This is a genomic window from Corynebacterium pollutisoli (genome assembly GCF_900177745.1).
Classification (GTDB): domain Bacteria; phylum Actinomycetota; class Actinomycetes; order Mycobacteriales; family Mycobacteriaceae; genus Corynebacterium; species Corynebacterium pollutisoli.
On record NZ_FXAR01000002.1, the window covers coordinates 156,821 to 180,072 of the forward strand.

Genomic DNA, 23,252 nt, shown 5'->3' on the forward strand with positions numbered 1-23,252 from the left:
ATTTGACCCGCGTCGTAGTGTCTTAAGGCATGAAGTCCGACAACGTGGCACTGCGCTGGCTCGTCGTCGCCCCCGCCTCCGTGCTACTCGGGCTGCTCTTCGCGTGGTGGAACGTGCCCGCCGGGTGGATCCTGGCGGGCATTCTCGCGTCCGGGGCCTCCGCGCTGCTCAGCGGGGTGGAGCTGCCGCTCAACAGGTTCGTCAACCGGGTGGGACGGGGCACGATCGGCATGCTCGCGGGCATCCCCCTCGCCGGGGTCGCGCTCGGAGAACTGGCCGGGTACCTGGCCCCGGGCCTGGTGGTGGCGCTCGTCGTGGTGGTGGCCGGCATCGTCGGCGGCCTGCTGCTGGCACGGACCGAACCGGAGATCTCCCGGGAGACGGGCGTGCTGTCGATGCTCGCCGGCGGGTCCTCGGTGATGCCGGTGCTGGCGAAGGAGCTGGGGGCGGACTTCCGCTACGTGGCCCTCTCGCAGTACCTGCGCCTGCTCGCGGTGTCGATGACGTTGCCGCTGGTCACCGCCTTCTTCACCACCCCGGCCGCCGCGGGTGGGGTGACTCCGCCGAGCGTGAACTGGTGGATGTTCCCCGTCGTGCTGCTCATCGCGTTCTTCGGCATGGACCTGGGCAAGTTCCTGCGCCTGCCCTCGCCGGGCATCTTCGGGCCGCTGGCCATCACGGTGGTGCTGGCGCTGACCCTGCCCGCCGGGTGGTCGCTGCAGCCGCCGGAGTTCTTCCGGGTGTTCGCCTTCCTGGTGGTCGGCTGGATGTGCGGCGGCGCGCTGTCGATGCCCGCGCTGCGCCTGTTCGCCCGCCAGCTGCCCGCGACGATCGTCTTCATCGTCGGCCTGTCCGTGGTCTGTGCGCTGCTGGCCGTCCCGATCATGCACTGGGTGGGCATCACGTACTTCGAGGCGTACCTGGCGACGAGCCCCGGCGCGATCGAGACCGCCCTGGCCCTGTCGTCGGAGGGTGGGGCCGGCCCGGCCGTCGTGGCGATCCAGCTCATCCGCCTGCTGGGCGTGCTGCTCATCGCGGGCTGGCTGCCGCAGATCCTGCGCTTCCTGCTGCGGGGCCGCGCCTGATGTGGCGCTGGGCGGTCGTCGCCCCGGCGTCGGTCGCCCTGGGGTGGCTGTTCTCCTTCTGGCAGGTGCCGGCGGCGTGGATCCTGGCGGCGATCATCGCGTCGGGCGCGATGGCTCTGGGAACCGGCCGGGAGCTCGACGTCCATGTCGGCGTCTACCGTTTCGGCCGCGGCGTCATCGGCATGCTCGCCGGCCTGCCGCTGGTGGGGATTCCGCTGGCGACGCTCGGCGGGCTGCTCGTCCCGGGGCTGCTCGTGGCGGTGGTGACGCTCGGCATCGGTATCGCGGGTGGACTGCTGCTGGCGCGTCGGGAAGCGGAGATCGCCCCCGAGACCGGCATCCTCTCCATGCTCGCCGGCGGGGCGTCGATCCTGCCGGTGGTGGCGAAGGAACTGGGTGCCGACTACCGCTTCGTCGCCCTCGCCCAGTACCTCCGCCTCCTCGCCGTCTCCATCTCCCTGCCCCTGGTGACGGCGTTCTTCCATCACCCGGGCGGCCAGTTCGTCGAGGCGCAGGGCGCGCAGCCGTGGCTCCTGGTGGTGGTCATCGCGGCGATCGCGTTCTTCGGTGAGGACCTGGGCCGCCTCGTGCGCCTGCCGGTGCCGAGCGTGCTCGGCCCGCTGCTCATCACCGTCGCGCTCGGTCTGGCGCTGCCGCAGTGGTCCTTCCTGCCGCCGGAGCCCTTCCGCATCGCCGCCTTCCTGGCGATCGGCTGGCTGTGCGGCGGTGCTCTCTCCGTCCCGGCGTTGCGCGTCTTCGCCCGGCAGCTGCCCGCGACGGTGACGTTCATCGTCGTCGTCATCGCCGCGTGCGCCGCCACCGCCTTCCCCCTGGCCTGGTGGCTGGACATCACCTACTTCGAGGCCTACCTGGCGACCAGCCCGGGCGCACTGGAGACCGTCCTCGCCCTGTCGTCCGAGGGCGGGGCCGGCCCGGCCGTCGTGGCGATCCAGCTCATCCGCCTGCTCACGCTGCTGGTCATCGCCGGGTACCTGCCCCGCCTGCTCAGGCGCTGATCGCCCGGTCCATCACCCACACGAGGATCTCACCGTCACCGCTCACCTCGAGCTTCTCGACGTCCCGACCCCGCAGCACATCACCCTCCTCGAGGGTGTGGCCGGCGGCGTCGACACGCCCCGCCATGACGTACAGGTGGACGTAGGCGGAACCGGGGACGGTGACGGGGGCGGCGTCGATAAGCGCCGTGTAGAGGGAGGCACCCGCGGTGCCGAGCGGCAGCGGGGAGCCCTCGCCGGCGACCTGCGTCAGACCCTGCCGGTCGGAGAAGTCGTGGCTGGTGTGCGCGGGCGTGGTCCCGAGCTCGTCCGCCGGCAACCACGACTGCACGACCCGCACGGTGCGGCCGGAGGTGTAGCCCCCGGCGTTGACCTCCGAGTGGCGCACGCCGGACCCGGCAGAGATGTGCTGCGCCATGCCGGCGCGGACCTCGGTGATGTCGTCGGAGCCGGAGTCGCGATGGTGGACGGCGCCGTCGATGACCCAGGTGACGATCTCGACGTCCTTGTGGAAGTGCATGTCGAAACCCTCGCCGGGTGAGACGGTGTCGTCGTTGTGGACGAGCAGCAGACCGAAGGCGTTGCCCTCGAGGTCGAAATTGCCGGTGGCCGGGAAGGACTGCCGCGAATCGACGGCGGCATCGCGCCAGCGGTCGCGCTCCCCGGAGCGGACGACGGTAAATGCTGTCATGTCACCTAGCTTAGCGGGTGCGGACCCCCATGCCACCCCCTACAGTGACGACCAGGGGGTTGGGACATGGGGACTGTCTACCGCGCCGCGCAACTCGCGGACCTGGGCATCGGGCGTCGCCAACGCGACGCACTGGTACGGGAGGGCCGACTGCACCGCGTTGAACACGGCGTCTACTGCATCGAACGCGCCGAAGGCGAGCTGCTGCTCAAGGCTGTGGCGGTGACGCGACCTCACCTGGTCTTCGCTGGCGCGACGGCACGCCAGATCTACGACGGGAAGACCATGACGACCCCGCTGAAAGGGCAGGTGGCGAGGCCGAACACCTACCAGGACACCCCGCTGTTGACGGTCACCCAGGTGCGAGCCCTCCCCCACCGGACCGTCGACGGACACCGGGTTGTCACACCCCTCGCCGCCATCCGGGACCTGCTGGATACCGATACCTCGGCCGCACGGACTTTCCTGGAGAAGCACTACGCCGGACGGGAGGGCAACGCCACCCTGGCCGCGGATCTCCGACAGTTTCCGCGCGTGCCCGCTGCGCTGCGCGACGTCATCGCGATGTCCTCCATAGCCTCCGACAGCGCATCAGAACGAACCCTCGCCAGGGCCCTGAAGAGAGCACTCAAGGACCGCGGCGTCACCGTCATCCAGAACCACAAAATCGGGTTCTACCATTGGGACTACGCCATCCCCGAGGCCAGAATCCTCATCGACCTCGACAGCTTCCGCTACCACGCGGCGCTGGCCAGCGGCGACAACGAATCCACTTTCATCATCGACCGCTGGAAAGCCAACGACGGGGCCCGCCGCGGCTGGCTGGTCCTGCATTACACCGGGGAATGCGTATACCGGCACGCGGACAAGGTCATCGAGCAGATCGTGGACACCGTCGTGTGGAGGCTCAACGGCGGGGCCCGTCCAGCGACATCCTCCCCCAGCGTCTCAGCTTCGAGGACACGTCCGTGTTCAGATGGCACTTCACCCTCCGAGCGGGTGGCACCGCAGGGTGGTGACAGGCCGGCCGGACAAGTGCACCTGACGCAGGATCCGGAAAACCCCAGGACAGGGTCGAAACCGGGGTTTAACGTCAGGTCCAAACGCCCGCCGACACCGCACCTAGTCGAGCAGCTGCTCCCGCAGAATCGACATCGGGATGGAACCGAGGGAGAGCGCCTTCGAGTGGAACTCGGGCACGGTCATACCCTGGGCGACGGCGTCGTCCCGCGTCTGCTGCCAGAGACGCTGGCCCAGCGCGTAGGACGGGGCCTGGCCGGGCCAGCCGAGGTAGCGGTTGAGCTCGAAGCGCAGGTTGGCCTCGTCCATGGCGGTGTTCTCGCGGAGGAAGGCCTTGGCGTAGGTGGCGTCCCAGGTCATGGTGCCCTCGGGGACCTTCTTGCCCAGGTGGACGCCGATGTCGAGGACGACGCGGGCGGCGCGGAGACGCTGGGCGTCGAGAAGCCCCATGCGGGTGGCGGGATCCTCGTGGTGGCCGAGCTCCTCCATGAGCTGCTCGGCGTAGAGGGCCCAGCCCTCGCCGTGACCGGAGTTCCAGCAGGCGACGCGGCGCCACAGGTTGAGGTTCTGACGCTCGACGAGGGTCTGGCCGATCTGCAGGTGGTGGCCGGGGACACCCTCATGGAAGACGGTGGTCAGTTCCTGCCAGGTGTGGAACTTCTCCTGACCTGCGGGGACGGACCACCACATGCGGCCGGGGCGGGAGAAGTCGTCGGACGGCGGGGTGTAAAAGATGCCGCCGGTGCCGGCCGGGTCGATGCAGCACTCGATGGTCTGCACGGGCTCGGGGATGTCGAAGGCGGTGCCGTGGAGGGCGTCGACGGCCCGGTCGGCGGTCTTCTGCATCCACTCCAGCAGGGCGTCGGTGCCGTGCAGGGTGTAGTCCGGTTCGTTGTTGAGGCGGCGGAAGGCCTGGCGGACGTCGTCGGTGTCGTAGAGCTGGCGGGCGATGGCCTGCTGCTCGGCGTCGATCTCGTGGAGGCGCTCGAGGCCCCAGGTGTAGGCCTCGTCGAGGTCGACGGTGTCGCCGACGAAGAGGTGGGAGAAGCGCTGATAGCGCTCCCGGCCGACGGCGTCCTCCTTGGGGGCGTGGGTGGCCAGCTTTTCGGAGAGCCAGTCGCCCATCTCCTCGAAGGCCTTCTTGGCGGTCTCGACCTCGGCGGAGTCCCTCTCCAGGCCGATGTCGTCGAGGAGGGAGGGTGATTCGACGAGGTCCTGGCACTGGGAGTACAGCTCGTCGATCTGGCGGATGGGGGCGACGTGGCCGTGGCCGGCGGCCTCGGCGAGGGACTCGCGGTAGCCGGCGAGGGCGGCGGGGACCTTGGACAGGCGGGAGCGGACGGCGTCGATCTGCTCGGGCGTGTCGGTCGGCATGATGAGGAGGGTGTCGCGGATCGTCTGCACCGGGGAGGCGATGTTGTTGAGCAGCGCCAGGTTCTCGCCGTGGTGGTGGAGGTCGAGGTCCAGGCACAGGCGGTCGCGGAGGACGGCTGCGGTGACGTGGTCGACCTCGTCGAAGTCGTCCTCGTCGTCGGAGTCGTCGGTGCCGTCGTCGAAGGCGTCGACGTCCGCGATCATCTCGCGGGTGCGGTCGGCGACGGCCTCCCAGTAGTCGGGGGAGAAGTCCTGCAGCTCACCGTCGAATCCGGGGATGCCCCAGGCGGTGGCGTCGGTGGGGGAGAGAGCTGCCAGGTCGTAGACGAATCCCTCGCACGACGCGTCGAGAAGCGAAGGCGAGCGACTGGTATCGGAACTCATGACAGGGCAGTGTACCGCCGTGGGACGTTTCAGTCCCATTTTCGGCCCGGGGATGTCCAGTCGGTGAAGGCGTCGAGGACGGCGGCGGGCGTGTCGGCGACGACGAGGCAGTCGACGTACTTGGCGCGGAGGAAGCCTTCGTCGACGGCGCGGTGCAGCATGGCGATCTGCGGATCCCAGAAGCCCTCCGTATTACACAGCGCCACGGGCCCGCGGATGTGGCCGAGCTGCTGCATGGTGAGCACCTCGAAGAGTTCCTCGAGGGTGCCGGCGCCGCCGGGCAGGGCGATGAACGCGTCGGCGAGCTGTTCCATGCGGGATTTGCGCTGGGCCATCGTCTCGACGACCTCGAGCCGGGTGAGCCCGGGGTGGGCGAGTTCCCGGTCGACGAGCTGGCGCGGGATGACACCGGTCACCGCCCCCTGCTTATCGACGACCGCGTCCGCCACCACCCCCATCAATCCGACGGCACCGCCGCCGTACACGAGGGTGAGGTGGCGGCGGGCCAGTTCGTGGCCGAGCTCCCGGGCGGCCGTCGTGTACTCCGGACGCGCACCGTGGGAGGAGCCGCAGTAGACGGCGACGGACGTGATGCGGTCGGAGAGGTTGAGCAGCATCGTGCCGGCGGCCGCCCGGTCGACGAAACCCTTGCGCTCGTAGAGACGGCGGGCGACGTTGCCCTCCTCCACCGACAGGCTCAGCCCCGGCCAGCCGGCGAGGCGGGCGTGCTCTGCGAGGCGGTCGATGAGCTGCGAACCCAGGCCGATGTTCCGGTGGCCCGCGGCGACGTTGAGCATGATCTCGGGGATGTCCCCGGCGACATGACCCCACCCGCGGATGAAGGTCGCCTGGATGAGGCCGACGGGGCGCCCGCCGTCGAGGGCGACGAACCCGGCGTCGCCACGCTCGGGACGGAAGTCGAGGTAGAGGCTGAGCGGGGGGACGTCGACATCGGCACCGTGGGTGTTGTCGGAGGCGGCCGCGCGCCGCAGCCCGTGGTCGTCGACGGTCATCGGGCGGAAAGTCAGTCCCATGATGTCCGATTCTATCGCCGGTACCGTGGGGTGCATGGGTACCGACCAGTTTGCCGATGCTCTCGCCCTCGCCCGCGACGCCGCCCGAGTGGAGATCTTCACCGGGGCCGGGATGTCCGCCGAATCCGGCCTCGACACGTTCCGCGACGCCCAGACCGGCCTGTGGACGAAGGTCGATCCGGTGGCGTTCGCGTCCGTGGACTCGTGGGCGAAGGACCCCGAACCGATGTGGGCCTGGTACCTGTGGCGCGGCACCGTCTGCCGCGACGCGGACCCCAACGCCGGGCACCGGGCGATCGCCGACTGGGCCTCTCTCGACGGGGTGCACGTCGGCGTCACCACCCAGAACATCGACGACCTGCACGAACGCGGCGGCGCGGAGGACGTGGTGCACCTGCACGGCTCCCTCTTCGCCTACCGGTGCACCATCTGTTCACGGCCCTGGAAGGGGCGGATCGACTACCCCGCGGAGCCCGTCGCGCGGCTCGCCCCTCCCGAGTGCCCGCTGTGCGGCAACCTCGTGCGGCCCGGCGTGGTGTGGTTCGGCGAGATGCTGCCCCAGGACGAGTGGGGACGCGCCGAAGCCCGGATGGCGGCCGCCGACCTGGTGGTCGTGGTCGGCACATCCGGGGTGGTGCAACCCGCGGCCGGGTTGCCGCTGGTGGCGAAGCACTTCGGGGCGAAGATCCTGGAGATCTCTCCCGAGCCCACGGAGCTGTCCCGCATCGCGGACGTGTCCTGGCGGACGACGGCCGCGCAGGGGCTGCCGCAGCTCGTCATGGGGTTGACGCTGGATTAGCGCCTGGTGCTCGTCCCAGTGGTCATCGTGCTTGGCGTGGCGGTGGCCGTCATGGATGTAGTCGACATGGTCACCGTGCTCGACGGCCTCGTGGCCGCAGCCGGGGCCATGCTCGTGGGGATGATTCTCGTGGTCGGGGGCGTCGGGGGCGTCGGGGGATGGGGTGGACATGGTGTCCTCCTTACCGGTTGGCCAACCTCCCAGTGTGCTCCTCCCGCAGTCGGTTGACAAGGAAAAGGGATGGGTCGCCGACCTCTCGCCCGCCCTCATCCCCGCACCTAGACTCTGCAGGCATGACGAAGATCGCACTCCCCCTCCTCGCCGCCCTCTCCCTGGGCGCCTGCACCAGCCCCGGGCCGGACGAGGTGACGGTGCTGACGACGGTGACAGAGACGGCGGCGGCCGCGCCGCAGTCGGAGCCGGAGGAATGCGCGAACCCGGACGCCCGCATCGAGGACACCGCGCTGTTCACATCCTCGCAGACCGTCCCCTTCCACGGCACCGACCTCATCGGTGTGCCCACCGACTTCTCGGGTTTCCTCTTCCTCTTCTCCCCAGACAACATGCGGAACAACTTCGACCCCTGCCTGCCGCTGAGCTGGGCGGTGCTCCACGGGTCGAACGGTGACGCCGAGCGCGGGCCGGCGGGCACCGGGTCGTCGATCGCGGATGTCGTGGTGTTCTTCCATTACGACGAACTGATCACGGACCCGGCGCCCTCCGAGATCCGGAGCATCGAGGACGTGACGCGTCTCGGCGACACCACCGTCCAGGTCATCCACGGACATGCGGGCCGTTCCACCGCGGAGGGTGTCACGGAGATCTACGTCGTCGACCATGCGTGGCGCGACGGGCGGTTGGTCACCGAGGGGCCGGATGCCGCGCGCTACGAGGCCGTCGCCGCCGAAACCGTGAATCTCACCCCCTGAGCGGCAGGGCTACGATTCTCCTTGTGAGCTTTCGTGACATCTTTGCCGACACCCGGCCCCTCCAGGTCCCTGCTTATCGACGCCTGTGGACCGCCAACATCGCCACCACCATCGGTGCGCAGCTCACCGTCGTCGCCGTCCCGGTGCAGATCTACGCCATCACCGGCTCCTCCGCCTACGTCGGACTGACCGGCCTCTTCGGGCTCGTGCCGCTGGTGATCTTCGGACTCTACGGCGGGTCGATCGCGGACGGCTTCGACAAGCGCAAGGTGCTCGTGGTGTCCACGCTGGGCATGATTCTCACGGCCCTGGCGTTCTGGGGACTCAGCGTCGCCGGGAACACCAACGTGTGGTGGCTGCTGTCGGTGTTCGCGCTGCAGCAGGCGTTCTTCGCGGTCAATCAGCCGACCCGCACGGCGGTGTTCCGGTCGATCCTGCCGCTGGAGCAGCTGCCGGCGGGGTCGAGCCTCAACATGATGCTCATGCAGTTCGGCGCGATCGTCGGCCCGCTCATCGCGGGTGCGCTCATCCCGCTCATCGGGTTCTCGTGGCTGTATGCGCTCGACGCGGCGCTGCTCATCCCGACGCTCGGCGCGGTGCTCGCGCTGCCCTCCCTGCCGCCGAGCGGGCAGGCACAGAAGGCCGGCTTCCGCTCGGTCGTCGACGGCCTGTCCTACCTGTGGACCCAGCCGATCCTCCTGGTGGCGATGCTCCTCGACCTCATCGCCATGACCTTCGGCATGCCGCGCGCCCTCTACCCCGAGATCGCCGCGGAGAGCTTCGGCGAGAGCGGCGACGGGGGCGGCGGCATGATGCTGGCGCTGCTGTACTCGTCGATGGCGGCGGGCGCGGTGCTCGGCGGGCTGCTCTCCGGGTGGGTGTCGCGGGTGGTGCGCCAGGGTCTGGCGGTCATCGTGTGCATCGTAGCCTGGGGCGTGGCGGTCATCATCGCGGGTGGGGCCGTCATGCTCAGCCCCGGCGCGGTGACGATGTGGGCGTGGATGGTCATCCTCATGCTCGTGCTCGGTGGCGCGGCGGACATGTTCTCGGCGGCGTTGCGCACGGCGATCCTCCAGCAGTCCGCGGCGGAGCACGTCCAGGGCCGTATCCAGGGCGTGTACATCGTCGTCGTGGTGGGTGGTCCTCGCCTGGCGGACGTGCTGCACGGGTGGGCGGCCGGGCCCTTCGGGGTGGGCCTGGCGACGCTGCTGGGTGGCGTGCTTGTCGTGGTGGGGACGCTGCTGTGTGCGGTGTTCGTGCCGTCGTTCACCAACTACCTCCGGCCGGGCCCGCGGACCGTGGATGCCGACCCCGTCACAGACTGATCTGTCCACTAAATTAGACAGGACAGTCTGAAAGTATGTACTATGCCGCTATGGCCACCGTTTTCTCCCGCCCGCGCACCCCGGCGGCAAAGTGCCTCCACCTCGCGCGACTGCACCAGATAGTCACCCGGGGCGAACTCGTCGAGGCCACCGGACTGTCCCAGCCGACGATCACCCGGGCCGTCAACGCACTGATCGGTGCAGGTCTCGTCCACGAGCGCACCGACCTCACCCGCTCCCAGGGGCGCGGCCGCCCGACGATCCCGCTGGAGCTGACCAACAACGCCGCCCTGCACGCCGGCATCGCCGTCGGTACGTCGACCACCTACATCGGGCTCTTCGACTCCCGCGGCCGCACCATCCGCGACGCCGACGTGCCCACCCCCGTCGCCGAGCTCAGCGAATCCGACTTCATCGAGCACGTCATGGCCGGCCTCAACCGTCTCACCGCCGGGCTCGACCGCCCGCTGGCCTCGGTCGGCGTGACCACCTCGGGTCGGGTCACCGACGACGGCATCGTCGACGCCCCCAACCTCGGCTGGCACGGCGTAGACTTCGCCGGGCGTCTGCGCTACCAGTTCTCCGTGCCGGTCGTGGTCTCCGCGGCGGTCCCCGCGATCCTCGGTTCCGAGATCCAGTCCTCCGACCTGCCCACCGGCACCGACACCAGTGACACCATGGCGCTCTTCGCCGACGACTCCATCGGTGCCGCCGTCGCCGATGAGCTGGGCGTCGCCCAGGTCGATCTGCCCGCCGGGGCCCGCGACCTCACCACGGCGGCCGTCCTCGGCGACCGCTGGTCCACCCTCAGCGAGGCCGCCGCCGCCCCCGAGGCCCGCGAGCTTCTCGACGCCCGCGCCCGCGACCTCGGCCACCTCACCGTCGAGCTCGTGGAGCGCCACTCCCCCGCCACGGTCGTCCTGGCCGGTTCCGCCTTCATCGACGACCCGGCCGCCCCGAAGCTGTTCGCCGCGACGGTGCGCCACCGGGCCCCGGAGATCCAGCTGCGCCTCATCCCCACCCACCGCGAGGTGGTCCGCGCCATCGCCCGCGCCGTCGCGCTCGATCCGCTGCTGCGGGAGCCGCTCAAGGTCCTGGCCGCGAGCCAGGGCGTGTAGGCCCCGCGTACTCGCGTACTCCGATTCCCCGGAGCGCCGGATTTCACCTGGGGAAACGTCGTCGCTCTCTGGAATCGGAGTACGCGAGTACGGATGCCTTTCCGCCGCACCCGCCCGCCTATACTCTGAAGCCATGGTTTCCCGGATGCGTACCCGCCACTTCGCCCAGGCCAAGGCCGAGGGGCGCAAGATCTCCTGCCTCACCGCCTATGACGCCCCGACGGCCGCCATCTTCGACGAGGCGGGCATCGACCTGCTGCTCGTCGGCGATTCCGCCGCGAACGTGGTCCTCGGCCAGGACTCGACCCTGTCCATCACGGTCGAGGAGATGATGACCATGGCCACCGCCGTCGCCCGCGCGACGCAGCGGGCCTTCGTGGTCACCGACCTGCCCTTCGGCTCCTACGAGGTCTCCCCCGCCCAGGCGCTGGAGACGGCCGCCCGCTTCATGAAGTCCACCGGTGTCGCCGCGGTGAAGATCGAGGGTGGGGTGGAGATCGCCCCGACGATCCGCACGCTGGTCGACGCCGGCATCCCGGTCATGGCGCACATCGGTTACACCCCGCAGTCCGAGCACGCGCTCGGCGGTTACGTCGTCCAGGGTCGTGGCGAGGCAGCCGCGCAGCTGCGCGCGGACGCCCTCGCGGTCCAGGAGGCCGGTGCCTTCGCGGTCGTCCTGGAGATGGTGCCGGCGGGGATCGCCGGGGAGATCTCCCGCGAGCTGCGCATCCCGACGATCGGCATCGGCGCCGGCCCGGACACCGACGGCCAGGTCCTCGTGTGGACCGACGCCTTCGGCCTCACCCGCGGCCACACCCCGCGTTTCGCGCGGAAGTACGCCGACGTGGGGGCCGTTTTGCTCGACGCCGCCCGCGCCTACCTCGCCGACGTCGAGTCCGGTGACTTCCCCAACGAGTCCGAGTCCTTCGGGGACGAGAAGTGACCGTCGTCGCGCGCACGATCGCGCAGCTGCGGGCGGCCGTCGCCGAGCTGCCGGGCGCGGTCGGCCTGGTGCCCACGATGGGTGCCCTCCACGACGGGCACGGTCAGCTGGTGTCGCTGGCCGCCGGGGAGAACACCTCAGTGGTGGTGAGCATCTTCGTCAACCCGCTGCAGTTCACGGATCTCGGCGACTGCGACGACTACCGCCACTACCCGCGTGACCTCGACAAGGATGTCGCCTTCCTGGAGTCCCTTGACGTGGACGTCGTCTTCGCCCCCGCGGTGGAGGAGATGTACCCGGACGGTCTGCCGCAGGTGTGGGTGCGTGCGGGTGAGATGGGTGAGCGACTCGAGGGCGCCTCCCGCCCGGGGCATTTCGACGGGGTGACCACGGTGGTGGCCAAGCTCTTCCACCTGGTGCGCCCGGACCGGGCGTACTTCGGGGAGAAGGACGCCCAGCAGCTGGCGATCATCCAGCGCATGGTCGCCGACCTCGACTTTGATCTGCAGATCCGCCCGGTCCCCATCATCCGGGGTGCGGACGGCCTGGCAGAGTCCTCCCGTAACCAGCACCTCACGCGGCAGGCCCGCGAGCAGGCGCTCGTGCTGCCGCGCACCCTGTCTGCCCTGCGGGAACGCGCCGCGGCCGGCCAGCCCCTCGATGTCGAGGGGGCCCGCGCCACGCTGAGCGCCGCCGCGGGCGTGGAGCTCGATCACCTCGAGGTCGTCGACGCCGCCACTCTGCTGCCCGTGGACGAGGTCGGCGCGGGGGCGTTGGCCGTCGCGGCGATCCACGTCGGTGGCACGCGCCTCATCGACAACGTGCGACTGCTTCCGCCGTCCGCTTAGCGTAGGGCCCGACCCCGGTGATGGTCGCCGAGCCGGGTCCGGTCCAGTCGCCGTAACCGACGAGGTGCAACGGCAGGCCGCGGTCCATGACGCCGCGGAAGGGGCGCAGGGCGGGGCGGAAGCCGGTGCACCAGATGAGGTGGTCGGCGGTGACCTCGTCGAGGCTGGTGAACTGCGGCGTCGCCACGAGACGCCCGGAGTCCCGCGCCGCTTTCACGGCGGGCAGGACGACGATGTCGCCGAGGTCCGAGTCCGCCCCGGGGTCGTCCTCGCCGCGCAGGATCGCCAGGGCGCGCAGGCGGTTGCGGCGGAAGAGCACGCGCCCGTCGACGTCGTCGGGCATCCACCGCGGCTCCGCGCGCGTGTACCAGGTGACGTCGGCGACCTCGCTGAGTTCCGCGGCGATCTGCGCCGCGGAGTTCGCCGCGCCCACCACCGCGACCTGCTTATCGACGAACCGTTCCGGCCCCGGGTAGTTCGCCGAGTGCCACTGCTCCCCGTCGAACGTGCCCGGGTAGGCGGGCACGAAGGGCGCGGACCACGTGCCGGTGGCCGCCACCACCTGACGGGCCCGCCACTGCCGTTCCCCCGCGTGGAGGGTGAAGGCGGCACCGTCGTGGGTGACATTCTCCACCGTGACGGGCCGTTCCACCTGCAGGTCGTAGCGTTTCTCGTAGGCGGCGAGGTAGTCGATGACGTGGCTGGCCGGTGGGAAGCCGTCGTAGGCGGGCATCGGCATGCCGGGGAGGTTGGAGAACTCCGCGGTGCTGAACAGGGTCATCGACGGCCACACGTGGTGCCAGGCGGCACCGGGGGTGGGGTGGGCGTCGAGAAGCAGCGGGGCGATGCCCTGCCGGCGGAGGTAGTACGCCGTGGCGAGGCCCGCCTGCCCGGCGCCGACGATGATCACCTCGTGCATGTCAGTCCATCTGGAGGACGCCGCGTAGCTCCGCGAAGGCCTCCGGGACGACGGTGTGGGTGACGGTGCGACCCTGCTGCTCGCGGTCGATGAGTCCGCACTCGGTGAGCTTCTTGAGGTGGTGCGAGACGGTCGGCTGGCTGAGGCCGATGCGTTCGGCGAGTTCGTTGACGGTGACGGGGTCGCAGCCGCAGCCGGCGATCTCGGTGAGAATCCGCAGGCGGGCCGGTTCGGCGACGCAGGAGAACAGCTTCGCGTAGTGGGCGGCCTCGTCGTCGGAGAGAGGACCGGAGTTGAGCGCGCAGCAGTCGTTCATGGCCCCAGCATAGTACGATCACATTGACCGCCTTCAATATGTGAGGTTCCCATGTCTTTCCTCGATCGCTGGCTCCCCGCCTGGATTCTGCTGGCCATGGCCGCCGGCCTGCTCATCGGCCGCACCGTCCCCGGCATCGCCGACCTCCTCGGCTCCCTGGAGATCGGCCAGATCTCCCTGCCCATCGCCCTCGGACTCCTCGTCATGATGTACCCGCCCCTGGCGAAGGTGCGCTACGACAAGACCGCCGACATCACCGCGGACCGCCGCCTCATGGCGGTCTCCCTCTTCCTCAACTGGGTCCTCGGGCCGGCGTTCATGTTCGCGCTGGCCTGGATCTTCCTGCCCGACCAGCCGGAACTGCGCACCGGCCTCATCATCGTCGGCCTGGCCCGCTGCATCGCCATGGTTCTCATCTGGAATGACCTGGCGTGCGGCGACCGCGAGGCCACCGCCGTCCTCGTCGCCGTGAACTCGGTCTTCCAGATCCTCATGTTCGGCGTGCTCGGCTGGTTCTACCTGCAGATCCTGCCCTCCTGGCTGGGCCTGCCCACCACCGCCGCGGACTTCTCGTTCTGGTCGATCGTGGTGTCGGTGCTCGTGTTCCTCGGCATCCCGCTGCTGGCGGGCGTGCTCTCCCGGGTCCTCGGCGAGCGCCTCAAGGGCCGCGAGTGGTACAACACCGTGTTCATCCCGAGGATCTCCCCGCTGGCGCTCGTCGGCCTGCTGTACACCATCGTCCTGCTGTTCTCCCTGCAGGGCGAGAAGATCACCAGCCAGCCGTGGACCGTCGCCCGCCTGGCGATTCCCCTGCTCGGCTACTTCGTGGGCATGTTCCTCATCTCCGTGGTGGCCACGAAGATCGTCGGCCTCAACTACGAGAAGTCGGCGGCCGTCGCCTTCACCGCGGCGGGCAACAACTTCGAGCTGGCGATCGCGGTGAGTGTCGGCACCTTCGGCGCCACCTCCCCGCAGGCCCTGGCGGGCACGATCGGCCCGCTCATCGAGGTCCCCGTGCTCGTCGGCCTCGTCTACGTCATGCTGTGGTTGGGGCCGCGCCTCTACCCCGGCGACTCCACACTCCCCTCCGAGAAGGAACTGGTGCACTCATGAGTTCTGTCCTGTTCATCTGCGTCGGCAACGGCGGCAAGTCCCAGATGGCTGCCGCCCTGGCCGCCAAGCATGCCCCCGGCTGGGAGGTCCACTCCGCCGGCACGAAGCCGGGGTCGAGGCTCAACACCGAGTCTGTCGCGGCCATCGCCGAGGTCGGCGCCGACATGTCCGGCGGCACCCCGAAGGGCGTCGACGAGGAACTGCTGCGCCGCGTCGACCACGTCATCATCCTCGGTGCCGACGCTCAGCTGGAACTCCCGGCGGACGCCGCCGGCGAGCTCGAGCGCTGGGTCACCGACGAGCCCTCCGAACGGGGCATCACCGGCATGGAGCGCATGCGCCTCGTGCGCGACGACATCGACGCCCGCGTGCAGGCGCTCGTCACCGAGTAGCGTCCAGCGCCGCGTGCCGCTTCGACAGGTCGACGTAGCGGCCGGCGTGCGGGATGAAGCCCTCGTACTGCTCCGGCTCCAGCTCACGCCGGATCTTCGCGGGCACACCCGCCGCCAGCGCATGGTCGGGGACCTCGAAGCCCTCGAGCACCACGGCCCCGGCGGCGATGAGCGCTCCCGAGCCGATGACGGAGCGCGAGAGCAGCGCCGACTTCATGCCGACGAGGGTGCCGTCCCCGACGGTCGTGCCGTGGACGAGCGCCATGTGTCCGACGGTGACATCGTCGCCGAGGGTGCAGGGGGCGTCGCCGTCGACGTGCAGGACGGAGTTGTCCTGGATGTTGGTGCGCGCGCCGATGCGGATGGCGTTGACGTCGCCCCGCAGGACGCAGCCGTAGAACACGGAACTGTCGGGGCCGATCTCGACGTCACCGATGATGACGGCGGTCGGCGCGATCCACGCCGAGGGGTGGATGCGGGGCTTCTTCCCCTCGAACTCGATGATGTTGTTCATCGCAGGGCCTCCCGTACCGATTCGATGCCCGTGAAGTGCACGGCCTGCATCCCCAGCTCCGCGGCGGCGGCGACGTTGACCGGGTCGGCGTCGACGTAGACGGTGTCCTTGGCGGACACACCCATCGCGTCGAGGGCCACAGCGTACGCCCGCGGATCCGGCTTAATGAGCCCGATGTCGCACGACATGGTGACGGCGTCGACGCGCTCGAGCCATTCGTGCTCCGCGCGGGCGCGTTTCGCCAGGCCGGCGGGGAGGTTGGAGAGGATGCCGGTGCAGACGCGGTCGTCGATAAGCGAGAGCGCGAAGGAAACCATCTCCTCGTCCTCCTGAATGGTGGACTCCCAGTCCGCGGCGACGGCCTCGGTGATGTCGAAGGGCTCCAGCCCGGCGCGGACCTGCAGCTGACGCCAGAAGCGCTCGTCGCCGACGTCGCCGGAATCGTAGGCGGGGCGCAGATCCTCGTAGATGGGCCAGATGGCCGCGTCGCCGCCGACGGCGAGTTCGACGCGGCGGCGTCCGGCGTCGTCCCGCTCCTTCAGCAGCACCCCGAAGAGGTCGAACAACACAGCTTTCATGCCCCCACTCTACGTAAATACACTGGGGCGCCATGATCGACTTCACCCGTCCCGCCGACCTCGTCGCCCCCGAGCTGCTCGGCTGCGTCATCAGCCACCGGGGTGTGTCCGTGCGGCTAACGGAGGTCGAGGCCTACCTCGGTGCCGAGGACGCCGCCGCCCACACCTACCGCGGCATGACCCCGCGCAACGCCGCCATGTTCGGCCCGCCCGGGCGGCTCTACGTCTACCTCTCCTACGGTATCCACCTGGCGGGCAACCTCGTGTGCGCGCCCGAAGGCACAGGTCAGGGGTGTCTCATGCGCGCGGGCGAGGTGGTTACCGGGCACGATCTCGCTTATCGACGCCGCGGGGACGTCCCCTTCCAGCGTCTGGCCAGCGGACCCGGCAACCTAGGCAAGACACTCGGCCTGACGCTCGAGGACAACGGCACGCCGGTGACGGTGGAGCTGCCCGACAGGGCCCCGGAGTGGGTGGCGGGACCCCGGATCGGTATCTCGAAAAACGTCGACGCGCCGCTGCGGTTCTGGATCCCCGGCCATCCCACCGTCTCCGCGCGGCGGGGGCGACCGCGTGGAGCGTGAGGAAAACAGGAGCCAGCGATCCCGTCCTTATTTATGAAATCCGGTGTTTCCCATAAATAAGACACCGTTGCAGGCAGGTGTTCTTTGACTCAAGACACGAATCCATCATTTGAGGGAAGCCCATGAATCACCCGCAGATCAAGAAGGTTTTTCACGCCGAGGGCGCCGCCGCCGCAGAAGCCCTGGAAACGTCGCGGCGCCGCAGCGAGGCGGCCCTCCATTGGGATTTTCCTCTCGGAGAAAGCTCGCTGTTCTGTCTGCTGACGCTTCCCATGGTCACTCAGGTGGAGAAGATCTATCAGCAAGAGCTGGACATCCGGCAATCCTGGCTCAACCTTCCGCCCGGAGCGCGAGGACACTACATCCGATCGTTGCTGCTCAATGAAGTCATGTTCACCAACGCCATTGAAGGTGTGCAATCGACCCGGCGCCAGATTGAAGACGCCCTGGAAGAGTCGAATCGTCGTTCACCGGAACACCGCCGATTCCGCGAGCTGTCCCACCTGTATCTGGCGCTCGGCCGCGGTGACGGAACGATCCCGACGTCAGTCCACGACCTTCGCGCTCTTTATGACCGGATCATGGATGGGGAACTCGACGAGACCGATCGTCCGGACGGTGAACTGTTCCGGGGTGACATCGTCGACATCCCTGACGGAGGAGGGCGCACAGTACACCGGGGTTTCCAACCGGAAGCCAAAATCACTGCGGGGCTGCAGGTCACACTCACAGCCCTGACCAATTCCGAGACGGCACCTCTCGTGTCTGCCGTCATGTCCCATTTCATGTTCGAATGCGTTCATCCGTTCTACGACGGTAACGGACGCACCGGCCGGTATCTGCTGGGCCTCCGGCTCAGCGAGCTGTTGTCCACGGCGACTGCACTGACCCTGTCACGGACTCTGCACGAAGACCGACGGAAATACTATCGGGCCTTCACGGACGTGGAGGACCCGATGAATAGAGGTGATGGTACGTCCTTCGCCCAGATGATGCTCGAAGCGATCTCCGATTCCCAGCAGGAGCTGGTTGCCGATCTGGCGGCGCGTGACTATCTGCTGACTCAGTTGGACCGGGAGATCGAACGCATTCGCCGCGAAGCCGCCGTGAAGCCGGAACACGCGGTCAAGATTCTCTACCTCTTCGGGCAGGTGGATCTGTTCGGTTCACCCTCAGGAACCAAGGTGGCCGAAGTCGCCGAATACCTGGACCTCTCCCCCCAGCAGGCACGCCTCTATCTGAAGGAACTCGAGGAGTTGGGATTCATTGTCCCGACCTCCCGTCGCCCCCTCCGGCTCGTCCTGTCGACCGCAGGGAGGGACCTTCTGGGGCTTCCTCACCCGGATACCGTGCATTGAAGGTCGTATGCTTGAGGCATGAACAGCTTCACCATCCGCCGCGAGGCCGAGGCCGACATTCCGGCGATCCGGAAACTCACCTCGCGCGCTTTCGAGGACAAGCCCTACTCCCGGCAGCGCGAGGCGGAGATCGTGGAGCGGCTCCGTGACACCGACGCCCTGACCTTCTCCTTCATGGCGGTCAAGGGCGTGTCCCTCGTCGGTCACATCGCGGCGGCCGCGGTGGACATTTCCGACGGCACGCGGAACTGGTTCCACATCGGGCCGATCAGCGTCGCCCCGGAGCGTCAGGGGGAGGGCATCGGTTCCCTCCTCATGCAGCGCGCCCTCGATGAGCTGCGTGAGATGGGTGCGGCCGGGGCCGTGTCCGTCGGTGACCCGGCCTTCCTCGAGCGTTTCGAGTTCGTCGAGGCCCCCGACCTGGCTGTTCCCCTCATCGACCCGCAGTACTTCCGCGCCCGCCCGCTGGCCGGCGACACCGTGCCGACGGGCACCGTGAACTACCACCCGGCGTTCCTGGGTTAGGGCTCGATGGTGACCTCGCGGCGCTCGTAGTCGTAGCGCCGCTTCTCCCCCTCCTGGAAATCACGCGGCGGCCGCGGCAGTACGACGTTCGGGCCGGTGAGCATGGCCACCTGGATGGTCACGGGGGATGCGCAGTGCAGCACGAGTTCCCGGCCGGTGTCCAGGGTGATGCGGAGGCCGGAGTCACGCCACCACTCCCACTCCTGCCGGCCGCTGAGCTTGTCGATCAGCGCCACCTTGTCCTGGATCCGTGCGATCCCGGTGATGGTGCCGGCCAGTTCATGCGGGTCTCCGTCGGCAACCCCGTCGCGGGCCTCGAGGACGGACTCGACGCGCTCCCCCTCCGCGAAGTCCACGACCTGCTCGACGAACTCCAGCTCCACCGTCCCGCGGTCGGTGTCGAGCCAAGCGCCGAAGGCCCCGACCCCGTCGTCGAGTTCAAGGTCGGTGCCGTAGGAGCGCAGCTGCGCGCCGATGATTCCGCGCAGGACGTCGAGGCTGTCGTCGGTGAGAAAAGTGTCGGTCATGAGTGACTTTCTACCCCACCGACCGCTGGTAGACCGATCAGTTCATCATGCTTAGACAGTTCGGTATTGACAAAGATGTCACCAGTGTTGCACCATTCCCTGCACGAATAACTCGGAAACGGAGCACCACATGTCCACCCCCACCCCCCGCAGGCTCCCCGTCTGGTCCACCGGCTTCGGAGCCCAGGTCATCGCGGGCCTCATCGTCGGCCTCGCCCTCGGGCTCGTCGCCCGTTCCATGGACGCGGGCCTGCCCGACGGCGAGCACGGCTGGCTCAGCAACGCCCTCACCTGGGGCGGCAACACCTACGTGCAGCTGCTCAAGCTCATGATCCCGCCGCTCATCTTCGCTGCGGTGGTCACCTCGGTGGCCAACCTGCGCAAGGTGGCCAACGCCGCCAAGCTGGCCGTGTCCACCCTCGTGTGGTTCGCCGTCACGGCGTTCTTCTCCGTCCTCGCGGGCATCGCCGTCGGCCTCGTCCTGCAGCCGGGTGTCGGCACCGGTGTCGACCCGGCCGACGCCGCCGAGCCCTCGACGCAGGGCTCCTGGCTCGGGTTCCTCAACTCGGTCGTCCCGTCGAACATCCTCGGCCTCGGGGCCTCCGCCGGTGACAGCGGCGTCAGCCTCAACTTCAATGTGCTGCAGCTGCTGGTCATCTCCCTCGCGATCGGCATCGCCGCCGTGAAGACGGGCAAGGCCGCCGAGCCCTTCCTCGCGTTCACCGAGTCCCTCCTCAAGGTCGTCCAGGTCATCCTGTGGTGGATCATCCGCCTGGCCCCGATCGGCACCGCCGCGCTCATCGGCAAGGCGGTCGCCACCTACGGCTGGGAGGCCCTCGGCTCGCTGGGCAAGTTCGTCCTCGCCATCTACGTGGGCCTGGCGCTGGTCATCGGGGTGATCTACCCGCTGACCCTGCTGTTCAACCGCCTCCCCGTCCTCGGATTCTTCCGCCGGGTGTGGCCGGTGACCTCCCTCGGTTTCGTCACCCGCTCGTCGATGGGTGTCATGCCGGTCAACCAGCGCATCGTCGAGGAGCGGATGGGCGTGCCCCGCGAGTACGCCTCCTTCGCCATCCCGCTGGGTGCCACGTCGAAGATGGACGGCTGCGCCGCCGTCTACCCGGCCATCGCCGCCATCTTCGTGGCCCAGTTCTACGGCATCGACCTGGGGATCACCGAGTACCTGCTCATCGTCATCGTCTCCGTCCTGGGTTCCGCCGCGACCGCCGGCACCACCGGAGCGACGGTCATGCTCACCCTCGTCCTGTCCACCCTGGGCCTGCCGCTCGCCGGCGTCGGCCTGCTGCTGGCCACCGAGCCGATCATCGACATGGGCCGCACCGCGGTCAACGTGACCGGTCAGGCGCTGGTCACGGCGGTCGTCGCCAATCGGGAGGGCATTCTCGACGAAGAGATCTGGGAGGCCGGCGAGCAGCGCGACCTGCAGCCGGACACCCCGCGCCCCGAGCAGGCCACCGTCACCGCCTGATCAGGCGCACCCTCCCGGATCCGTCTCCCAGGCGTGCCGGACGAGTTCCTCGAGAACGCCGAGATCGATGTCCTCCGGCTTGTTGACGTACACGCACGACACCGCCGTCCGGTGTTTTCCCAGCCGGGCGAGGAGTTCCTCCGACCGCGGCAGCCCCTGCAGCCCGTAGAGGGAGATCCTCGCCTTCCCCGGGCTGAATCCGACGTGGAAGGTGTCCCCCTCCCGCCCCGTCGCATAGCGGTAATGAGCCTGCCCGTAACCGATCATGCTCGGCCCCCACATCGCCGGCCGCTCCCCGGTGGCGCGGCCGAAGATCTCCAGCAGCAGGCGCCCGTGCTCCCGGCGTCGCCCCTCGAGCTTCTCGACGTAGCCCGCCGGCGACTCCTCCGTCCGGGCGGTCACCAGGTCCGGGGCGCCGGTACCGGTGTTCCCCCGCGTCCATTCCGCCGAGCGCTCCTCCGGAGCAGGCGCATTGCGCATGCTCAGGCCACGTTCCAGCAGCGCGGCCTGCAGCCGCTCCAGACCCCGCTTACCGACGCCGTGCAGCCCCGACGCCGCCTCCCAGTCCACGCCGTCGAGGGACTCGAGGTCCCGATAGCCCGCGGCCGTCAGCGCATCCCGGGCGGGGCGGGCGAGACCGGGGATCTGCTCGAAAGAGGTGCTCATGGCCGCGATTCTAGGGGGATTCTCACGTACGATTCAGTGCATGGGAATCGCCGACATCGCGCGCAGCATCGAAGACCGGATCAATGACGCAGGGGTACGTCGTAAAGCAAAGCAGGGATGGCGACCCGCCGTCACCGGCTTCTACGGCTACGGAAGCGACCGTCGCCTGCACGTGCTGGGCCGCATCGTCATGGAGGACCCCGAGCCCGCGACCACCGAGGTGCAGCGCGGTTGGCGCCAGTTCTTCACCTACCAGGTCGGCGAACTGCCGGTGACCGTGCGCGTCGGTGATCAGTTCATCGAGTCCCGCTCCAACGACGGCGGCTACATCGACGTTCTCGTCCACGACCACGGGCTCGAGCCCGGCTGGCACGAGGTCACCGTCGAGGCCGAGGGCGCCGAGCCCACCACCGCGCAGGTCCACATCGTCGACCCCGCCGCGACGTACGGCCTCATCTCCGACATCGACGACACCGTCCTGGTCACCTGGCTGCCGCGCGCCATGCTCGCCGCCTGGAACTCCTGGGTGAAGAAGACCAACACCCGCCAGCCCGTCGACGGCATGGCCGAGTTCTACGCCGAACTGCTCCGCGAGCATCCCGAGACCCCGGTGTTCTACCTGTCCACCGGCGCGTGGAACACGTTCGAGACCCTGGTGAACTTCCTCGACCGCCACGGCCTGCCCAAGGGTCCGCTGCTGCTCACCGACTGGGGACCCACCCCGACCGGCCTGTTCCGCTCCGGCGTCGAACACAAGAAGGTGCAGCTGCGCAACCTCATCATCGAGTACCCGGACATCAAGTGGCTGCTCGTGGGTGACGACGGCCAGCACGACCCCCTCACCTACGGAGACTTCGTCTTCGAGCACCCGGACCGCATCGCCGGCGTCGCGATCCGCCAGCTCAGCCCCCAGGAGCACGTGCTCTCCCACGGCACCGCCGCGCCCCTCGCGCAGGCCCGCCGCGAGGAACTCTTCGGCGTCCACTCCATCGCCGGCGAGAACGGTCATGCGCTGCTCGCGGAGTACCGCAAGGATCCGTTCCTGGACTAGAAGATCATCGACGCACGTGTGACCCCTCATCCGCTCGGTTTCCGGATGAGGGGTCAGGTGTGTCAACGGCTACTGGCCGCGGACGCTCTTGAGCGCCTTCGCCCAGGTCTCGACCTGCTCGTACACGGATCCGAGGGCCTCGGTGGAACCGTCGGCCGGGGCGAACTCGGTCATGGAGGCGAAGTCGTTGCCGAAGGTGAGGAACACCTGGGCGCGGACATCGGCCATCTGCAGCTCAGCGGCGATGAGACGCCAGGCCTCGACGGCGCGGGTGCCGCCGGCGGAGCCGTAGGAGACGAAGCCGATGGCCTTGTTGTTCCACTCGGCGTAGAGGTAGTCGACGGCGTTCTTGAGTGCACCCGGCACGGAGTGGTTGTACTCGGGGGTGACGAAGATGTAGCCGTCGAAGGAGGCGATCTTCTCGGCCCACTTCTTGGTGTGCTCGTTCTCGTACTGGCCCATGGCGGGAGGGTTGGGCTCATCGAGAAGAGGGAGATTGAAGTCGGCGATGTCGACGAGCTCGTACTCGGCGTCGGCGCGGTTGCGCGCATTCTCGTACACCCACTCGGCGACGGCCGGGGCGTTTCGGTTCGGGCGGGTGCTGCCGACGATGACGGCGATACGGGTCATGGCTGTTCCTTTACGTTGCTGTAG

The 23,252-nt window shown here is 68.9% G+C and carries 25 protein-coding genes; 15 read left to right on the plus strand and 10 right to left on the minus strand.

What is annotated here, in order from left to right; all coding sequences use genetic code 11:
- Positions 1 to 29 precede the first annotated feature (29 nt).
- A complete protein-coding gene (locus B9Y70_RS04050) occupies positions 30 to 1,085 on the plus strand; it encodes an AbrB family transcriptional regulator (protein ID WP_085548980.1) in 1,056 nt (351 codons plus the stop codon).
- The gene (locus tag B9Y70_RS04055) at positions 1,085 to 2,101 is read left to right on the plus strand and encodes an AbrB family transcriptional regulator (RefSeq protein ID WP_085548981.1); all 1,017 of its coding nucleotides are present in this window, start codon (positions 1,085 to 1,087) and stop codon (positions 2,099 to 2,101) included. Before B9Y70_RS04050 ends, B9Y70_RS04055 begins: the two co-directional genes overlap by 1 nt.
- Here the strand turns inward: B9Y70_RS04055 and B9Y70_RS04060 are convergent.
- From B9Y70_RS04060 to B9Y70_RS04080, 3 genes are all read right to left on the minus strand, one after another.
- Complete coding sequence (locus tag B9Y70_RS04060) at positions 2,091 to 2,792, minus strand: pirin family protein (RefSeq protein WP_085548982.1); 702 nt, start codon at positions 2,790 to 2,792, stop codon at positions 2,091 to 2,093. The genes B9Y70_RS04055 and B9Y70_RS04060 overlap by 11 nt on opposite strands.
- 1,122 nt (positions 2,793 to 3,914) lie before the next feature.
- Positions 3,915 to 5,570, minus strand: a complete 1,656-nt coding sequence (locus B9Y70_RS04075) for a DUF885 domain-containing protein (protein ID WP_085548985.1) — start codon at positions 5,568 to 5,570, stop codon at positions 3,915 to 3,917.
- Positions 5,571 to 5,599: 29 nt separating this feature from the next.
- Positions 5,600 to 6,604 (minus strand): TIGR00730 family Rossman fold protein, encoded by a 1,005-nt coding sequence (locus B9Y70_RS04080; RefSeq protein WP_159449777.1) that lies wholly within the window; start codon positions 6,602 to 6,604, stop codon positions 5,600 to 5,602.
- A 34-nt stretch (positions 6,605 to 6,638) separates the two neighbouring features.
- Here B9Y70_RS04080 and B9Y70_RS04085 point away from each other — a divergent pair, with 34 nt between their 5' ends.
- The 6 genes from B9Y70_RS04085 to panC all read left to right on the plus strand — a co-directional run bounded on the left by B9Y70_RS04085 (position 6,639) and on the right by panC (position 12,566).
- Positions 6,639 to 7,403, plus strand: coding sequence for an NAD-dependent deacylase (locus tag B9Y70_RS04085; RefSeq protein ID WP_143337510.1), 765 nt, complete (start codon positions 6,639 to 6,641; stop codon positions 7,401 to 7,403).
- A gap of 293 nt (positions 7,404 to 7,696) precedes the next feature.
- Positions 7,697 to 8,332 carry an LppP/LprE family lipoprotein gene (locus B9Y70_RS04090; RefSeq protein WP_159449778.1) on the plus strand — a complete coding sequence of 212 codons (636 nt, stop codon included), beginning with the start codon at positions 7,697 to 7,699 and terminating at the stop codon, positions 8,330 to 8,332.
- A 23-nt stretch (positions 8,333 to 8,355) separates the two neighbouring features.
- On the plus strand, positions 8,356 to 9,657 hold the full coding sequence (locus tag B9Y70_RS04095; RefSeq protein ID WP_085548988.1) for an MFS transporter: 1,302 nt from the start codon (positions 8,356 to 8,358) through the stop codon (positions 9,655 to 9,657).
- Between the two features lie 50 nt (positions 9,658 to 9,707).
- A complete protein-coding gene (locus tag B9Y70_RS04100) occupies positions 9,708 to 10,775 on the plus strand; it encodes an ROK family transcriptional regulator (protein WP_085548989.1) in 1,068 nt (355 codons plus the stop codon).
- A 133-nt stretch (positions 10,776 to 10,908) separates the two neighbouring features.
- Positions 10,909 to 11,718: a 3-methyl-2-oxobutanoate hydroxymethyltransferase gene (panB, locus tag B9Y70_RS04105; protein WP_085548990.1), complete on the plus strand. Its 810-nt coding sequence runs from the start codon at positions 10,909 to 10,911 to the stop codon at positions 11,716 to 11,718.
- Positions 11,715 to 12,566 (plus strand): pantoate--beta-alanine ligase, encoded by an 852-nt coding sequence (panC, locus tag B9Y70_RS04110; RefSeq protein WP_085548991.1) that lies wholly within the window; start codon positions 11,715 to 11,717, stop codon positions 12,564 to 12,566. Before panB ends, panC begins: the two co-directional genes overlap by 4 nt.
- Here panC and B9Y70_RS04115 read toward each other — a convergent pair.
- Together B9Y70_RS04115 and B9Y70_RS04120 are read right to left on the minus strand one after the other, a co-directional pair.
- Positions 12,529 to 13,485, minus strand: coding sequence for an FAD-dependent oxidoreductase (locus B9Y70_RS04115; protein WP_085548992.1), 957 nt, complete (start codon positions 13,483 to 13,485; stop codon positions 12,529 to 12,531). The two genes, panC and B9Y70_RS04115, sit on opposite strands and share 38 nt — an antisense overlap.
- A 1-nt stretch (position 13,486) precedes the next feature.
- Entirely contained in the window at positions 13,487 to 13,801 is a 315-nt protein-coding gene (locus B9Y70_RS04120) for an ArsR/SmtB family transcription factor (protein WP_085548993.1), read from the minus strand.
- A 51-nt stretch (positions 13,802 to 13,852) separates the two neighbouring features.
- Between B9Y70_RS04120 and arsB the strand changes: the two genes are divergently transcribed.
- Together arsB and B9Y70_RS04130 are read left to right on the plus strand one after the other, a co-directional pair.
- Positions 13,853 to 14,914, plus strand: a complete 1,062-nt coding sequence (arsB, locus tag B9Y70_RS04125; protein ID WP_085548994.1) for an ACR3 family arsenite efflux transporter — start codon at positions 13,853 to 13,855, stop codon at positions 14,912 to 14,914.
- Positions 14,911 to 15,306 (plus strand): arsenate-mycothiol transferase ArsC, encoded by a 396-nt coding sequence (locus tag B9Y70_RS04130; RefSeq protein ID WP_085548995.1) that lies wholly within the window; start codon positions 14,911 to 14,913, stop codon positions 15,304 to 15,306. Before arsB ends, B9Y70_RS04130 begins: the two co-directional genes overlap by 4 nt.
- On the opposite strand, the gene B9Y70_RS04135 is transcribed toward B9Y70_RS04130, so the two are convergent.
- Positions 15,296 to 15,820, minus strand: a complete 525-nt coding sequence (locus tag B9Y70_RS04135) for a gamma carbonic anhydrase family protein (RefSeq protein ID WP_085548996.1) — start codon at positions 15,818 to 15,820, stop codon at positions 15,296 to 15,298. The genes B9Y70_RS04130 and B9Y70_RS04135 overlap by 11 nt on opposite strands.
- On the minus strand, positions 15,817 to 16,398 hold the full coding sequence (locus B9Y70_RS04140) for an HAD family hydrolase (protein ID WP_085548997.1): 582 nt from the start codon (positions 16,396 to 16,398) through the stop codon (positions 15,817 to 15,819). Before B9Y70_RS04140 ends, B9Y70_RS04135 begins: the two co-directional genes overlap by 4 nt.
- A 32-nt stretch (positions 16,399 to 16,430) precedes the next feature.
- Here B9Y70_RS04140 and B9Y70_RS04145 point away from each other — a divergent pair, with 32 nt between their 5' ends.
- From B9Y70_RS04145 to B9Y70_RS04155, 3 genes are all read left to right on the plus strand, one after another.
- Positions 16,431 to 16,982 carry a DNA-3-methyladenine glycosylase gene (locus B9Y70_RS04145; RefSeq protein ID WP_085548998.1) on the plus strand — a complete coding sequence of 184 codons (552 nt, stop codon included), beginning with the start codon at positions 16,431 to 16,433 and terminating at the stop codon, positions 16,980 to 16,982.
- 122 nt (positions 16,983 to 17,104) lie between these two features.
- Positions 17,105 to 18,340, plus strand: coding sequence for a Fic family protein (locus B9Y70_RS04150; RefSeq protein WP_085548999.1), 1,236 nt, complete (start codon positions 17,105 to 17,107; stop codon positions 18,338 to 18,340).
- 18 nt (positions 18,341 to 18,358) lie between these two features.
- On the plus strand, positions 18,359 to 18,865 hold the full coding sequence (locus B9Y70_RS04155; protein ID WP_085549000.1) for a GNAT family N-acetyltransferase: 507 nt from the start codon (positions 18,359 to 18,361) through the stop codon (positions 18,863 to 18,865).
- On the opposite strand, the gene B9Y70_RS04160 is transcribed toward B9Y70_RS04155, so the two are convergent.
- The gene (locus B9Y70_RS04160; protein WP_085549001.1) at positions 18,862 to 19,392 is read right to left on the minus strand and encodes a hypothetical protein; all 531 of its coding nucleotides are present in this window, start codon (positions 19,390 to 19,392) and stop codon (positions 18,862 to 18,864) included. The two genes, B9Y70_RS04155 and B9Y70_RS04160, sit on opposite strands and share 4 nt — an antisense overlap.
- 130 nt (positions 19,393 to 19,522) lie before the next feature.
- Between B9Y70_RS04160 and B9Y70_RS04165 the strand changes: the two genes are divergently transcribed.
- Positions 19,523 to 20,881, plus strand: a complete 1,359-nt coding sequence (locus tag B9Y70_RS04165; protein WP_085549002.1) for a dicarboxylate/amino acid:cation symporter — start codon at positions 19,523 to 19,525, stop codon at positions 20,879 to 20,881.
- On the opposite strand, the gene B9Y70_RS04170 is transcribed toward B9Y70_RS04165, so the two are convergent.
- Entirely contained in the window at positions 20,882 to 21,547 is a 666-nt protein-coding gene (locus tag B9Y70_RS04170; protein WP_085549003.1) for a DUF1801 domain-containing protein, read from the minus strand.
- A gap of 40 nt (positions 21,548 to 21,587) precedes the next feature.
- On the opposite strand from B9Y70_RS04170, the gene B9Y70_RS04175 reads away from it, so the two are divergent.
- The gene (locus B9Y70_RS04175) at positions 21,588 to 22,598 is read left to right on the plus strand and encodes an App1 family protein (RefSeq protein WP_085549004.1); all 1,011 of its coding nucleotides are present in this window, start codon (positions 21,588 to 21,590) and stop codon (positions 22,596 to 22,598) included.
- 69 nt (positions 22,599 to 22,667) lie between these two features.
- On the opposite strand, the gene B9Y70_RS04180 is transcribed toward B9Y70_RS04175, so the two are convergent.
- Positions 22,668 to 23,228 carry an NADPH-dependent FMN reductase gene (locus B9Y70_RS04180; RefSeq protein WP_085549005.1) on the minus strand — a complete coding sequence of 187 codons (561 nt, stop codon included), beginning with the start codon at positions 23,226 to 23,228 and terminating at the stop codon, positions 22,668 to 22,670.
- Positions 23,229 to 23,252 lie beyond the last annotated feature (24 nt).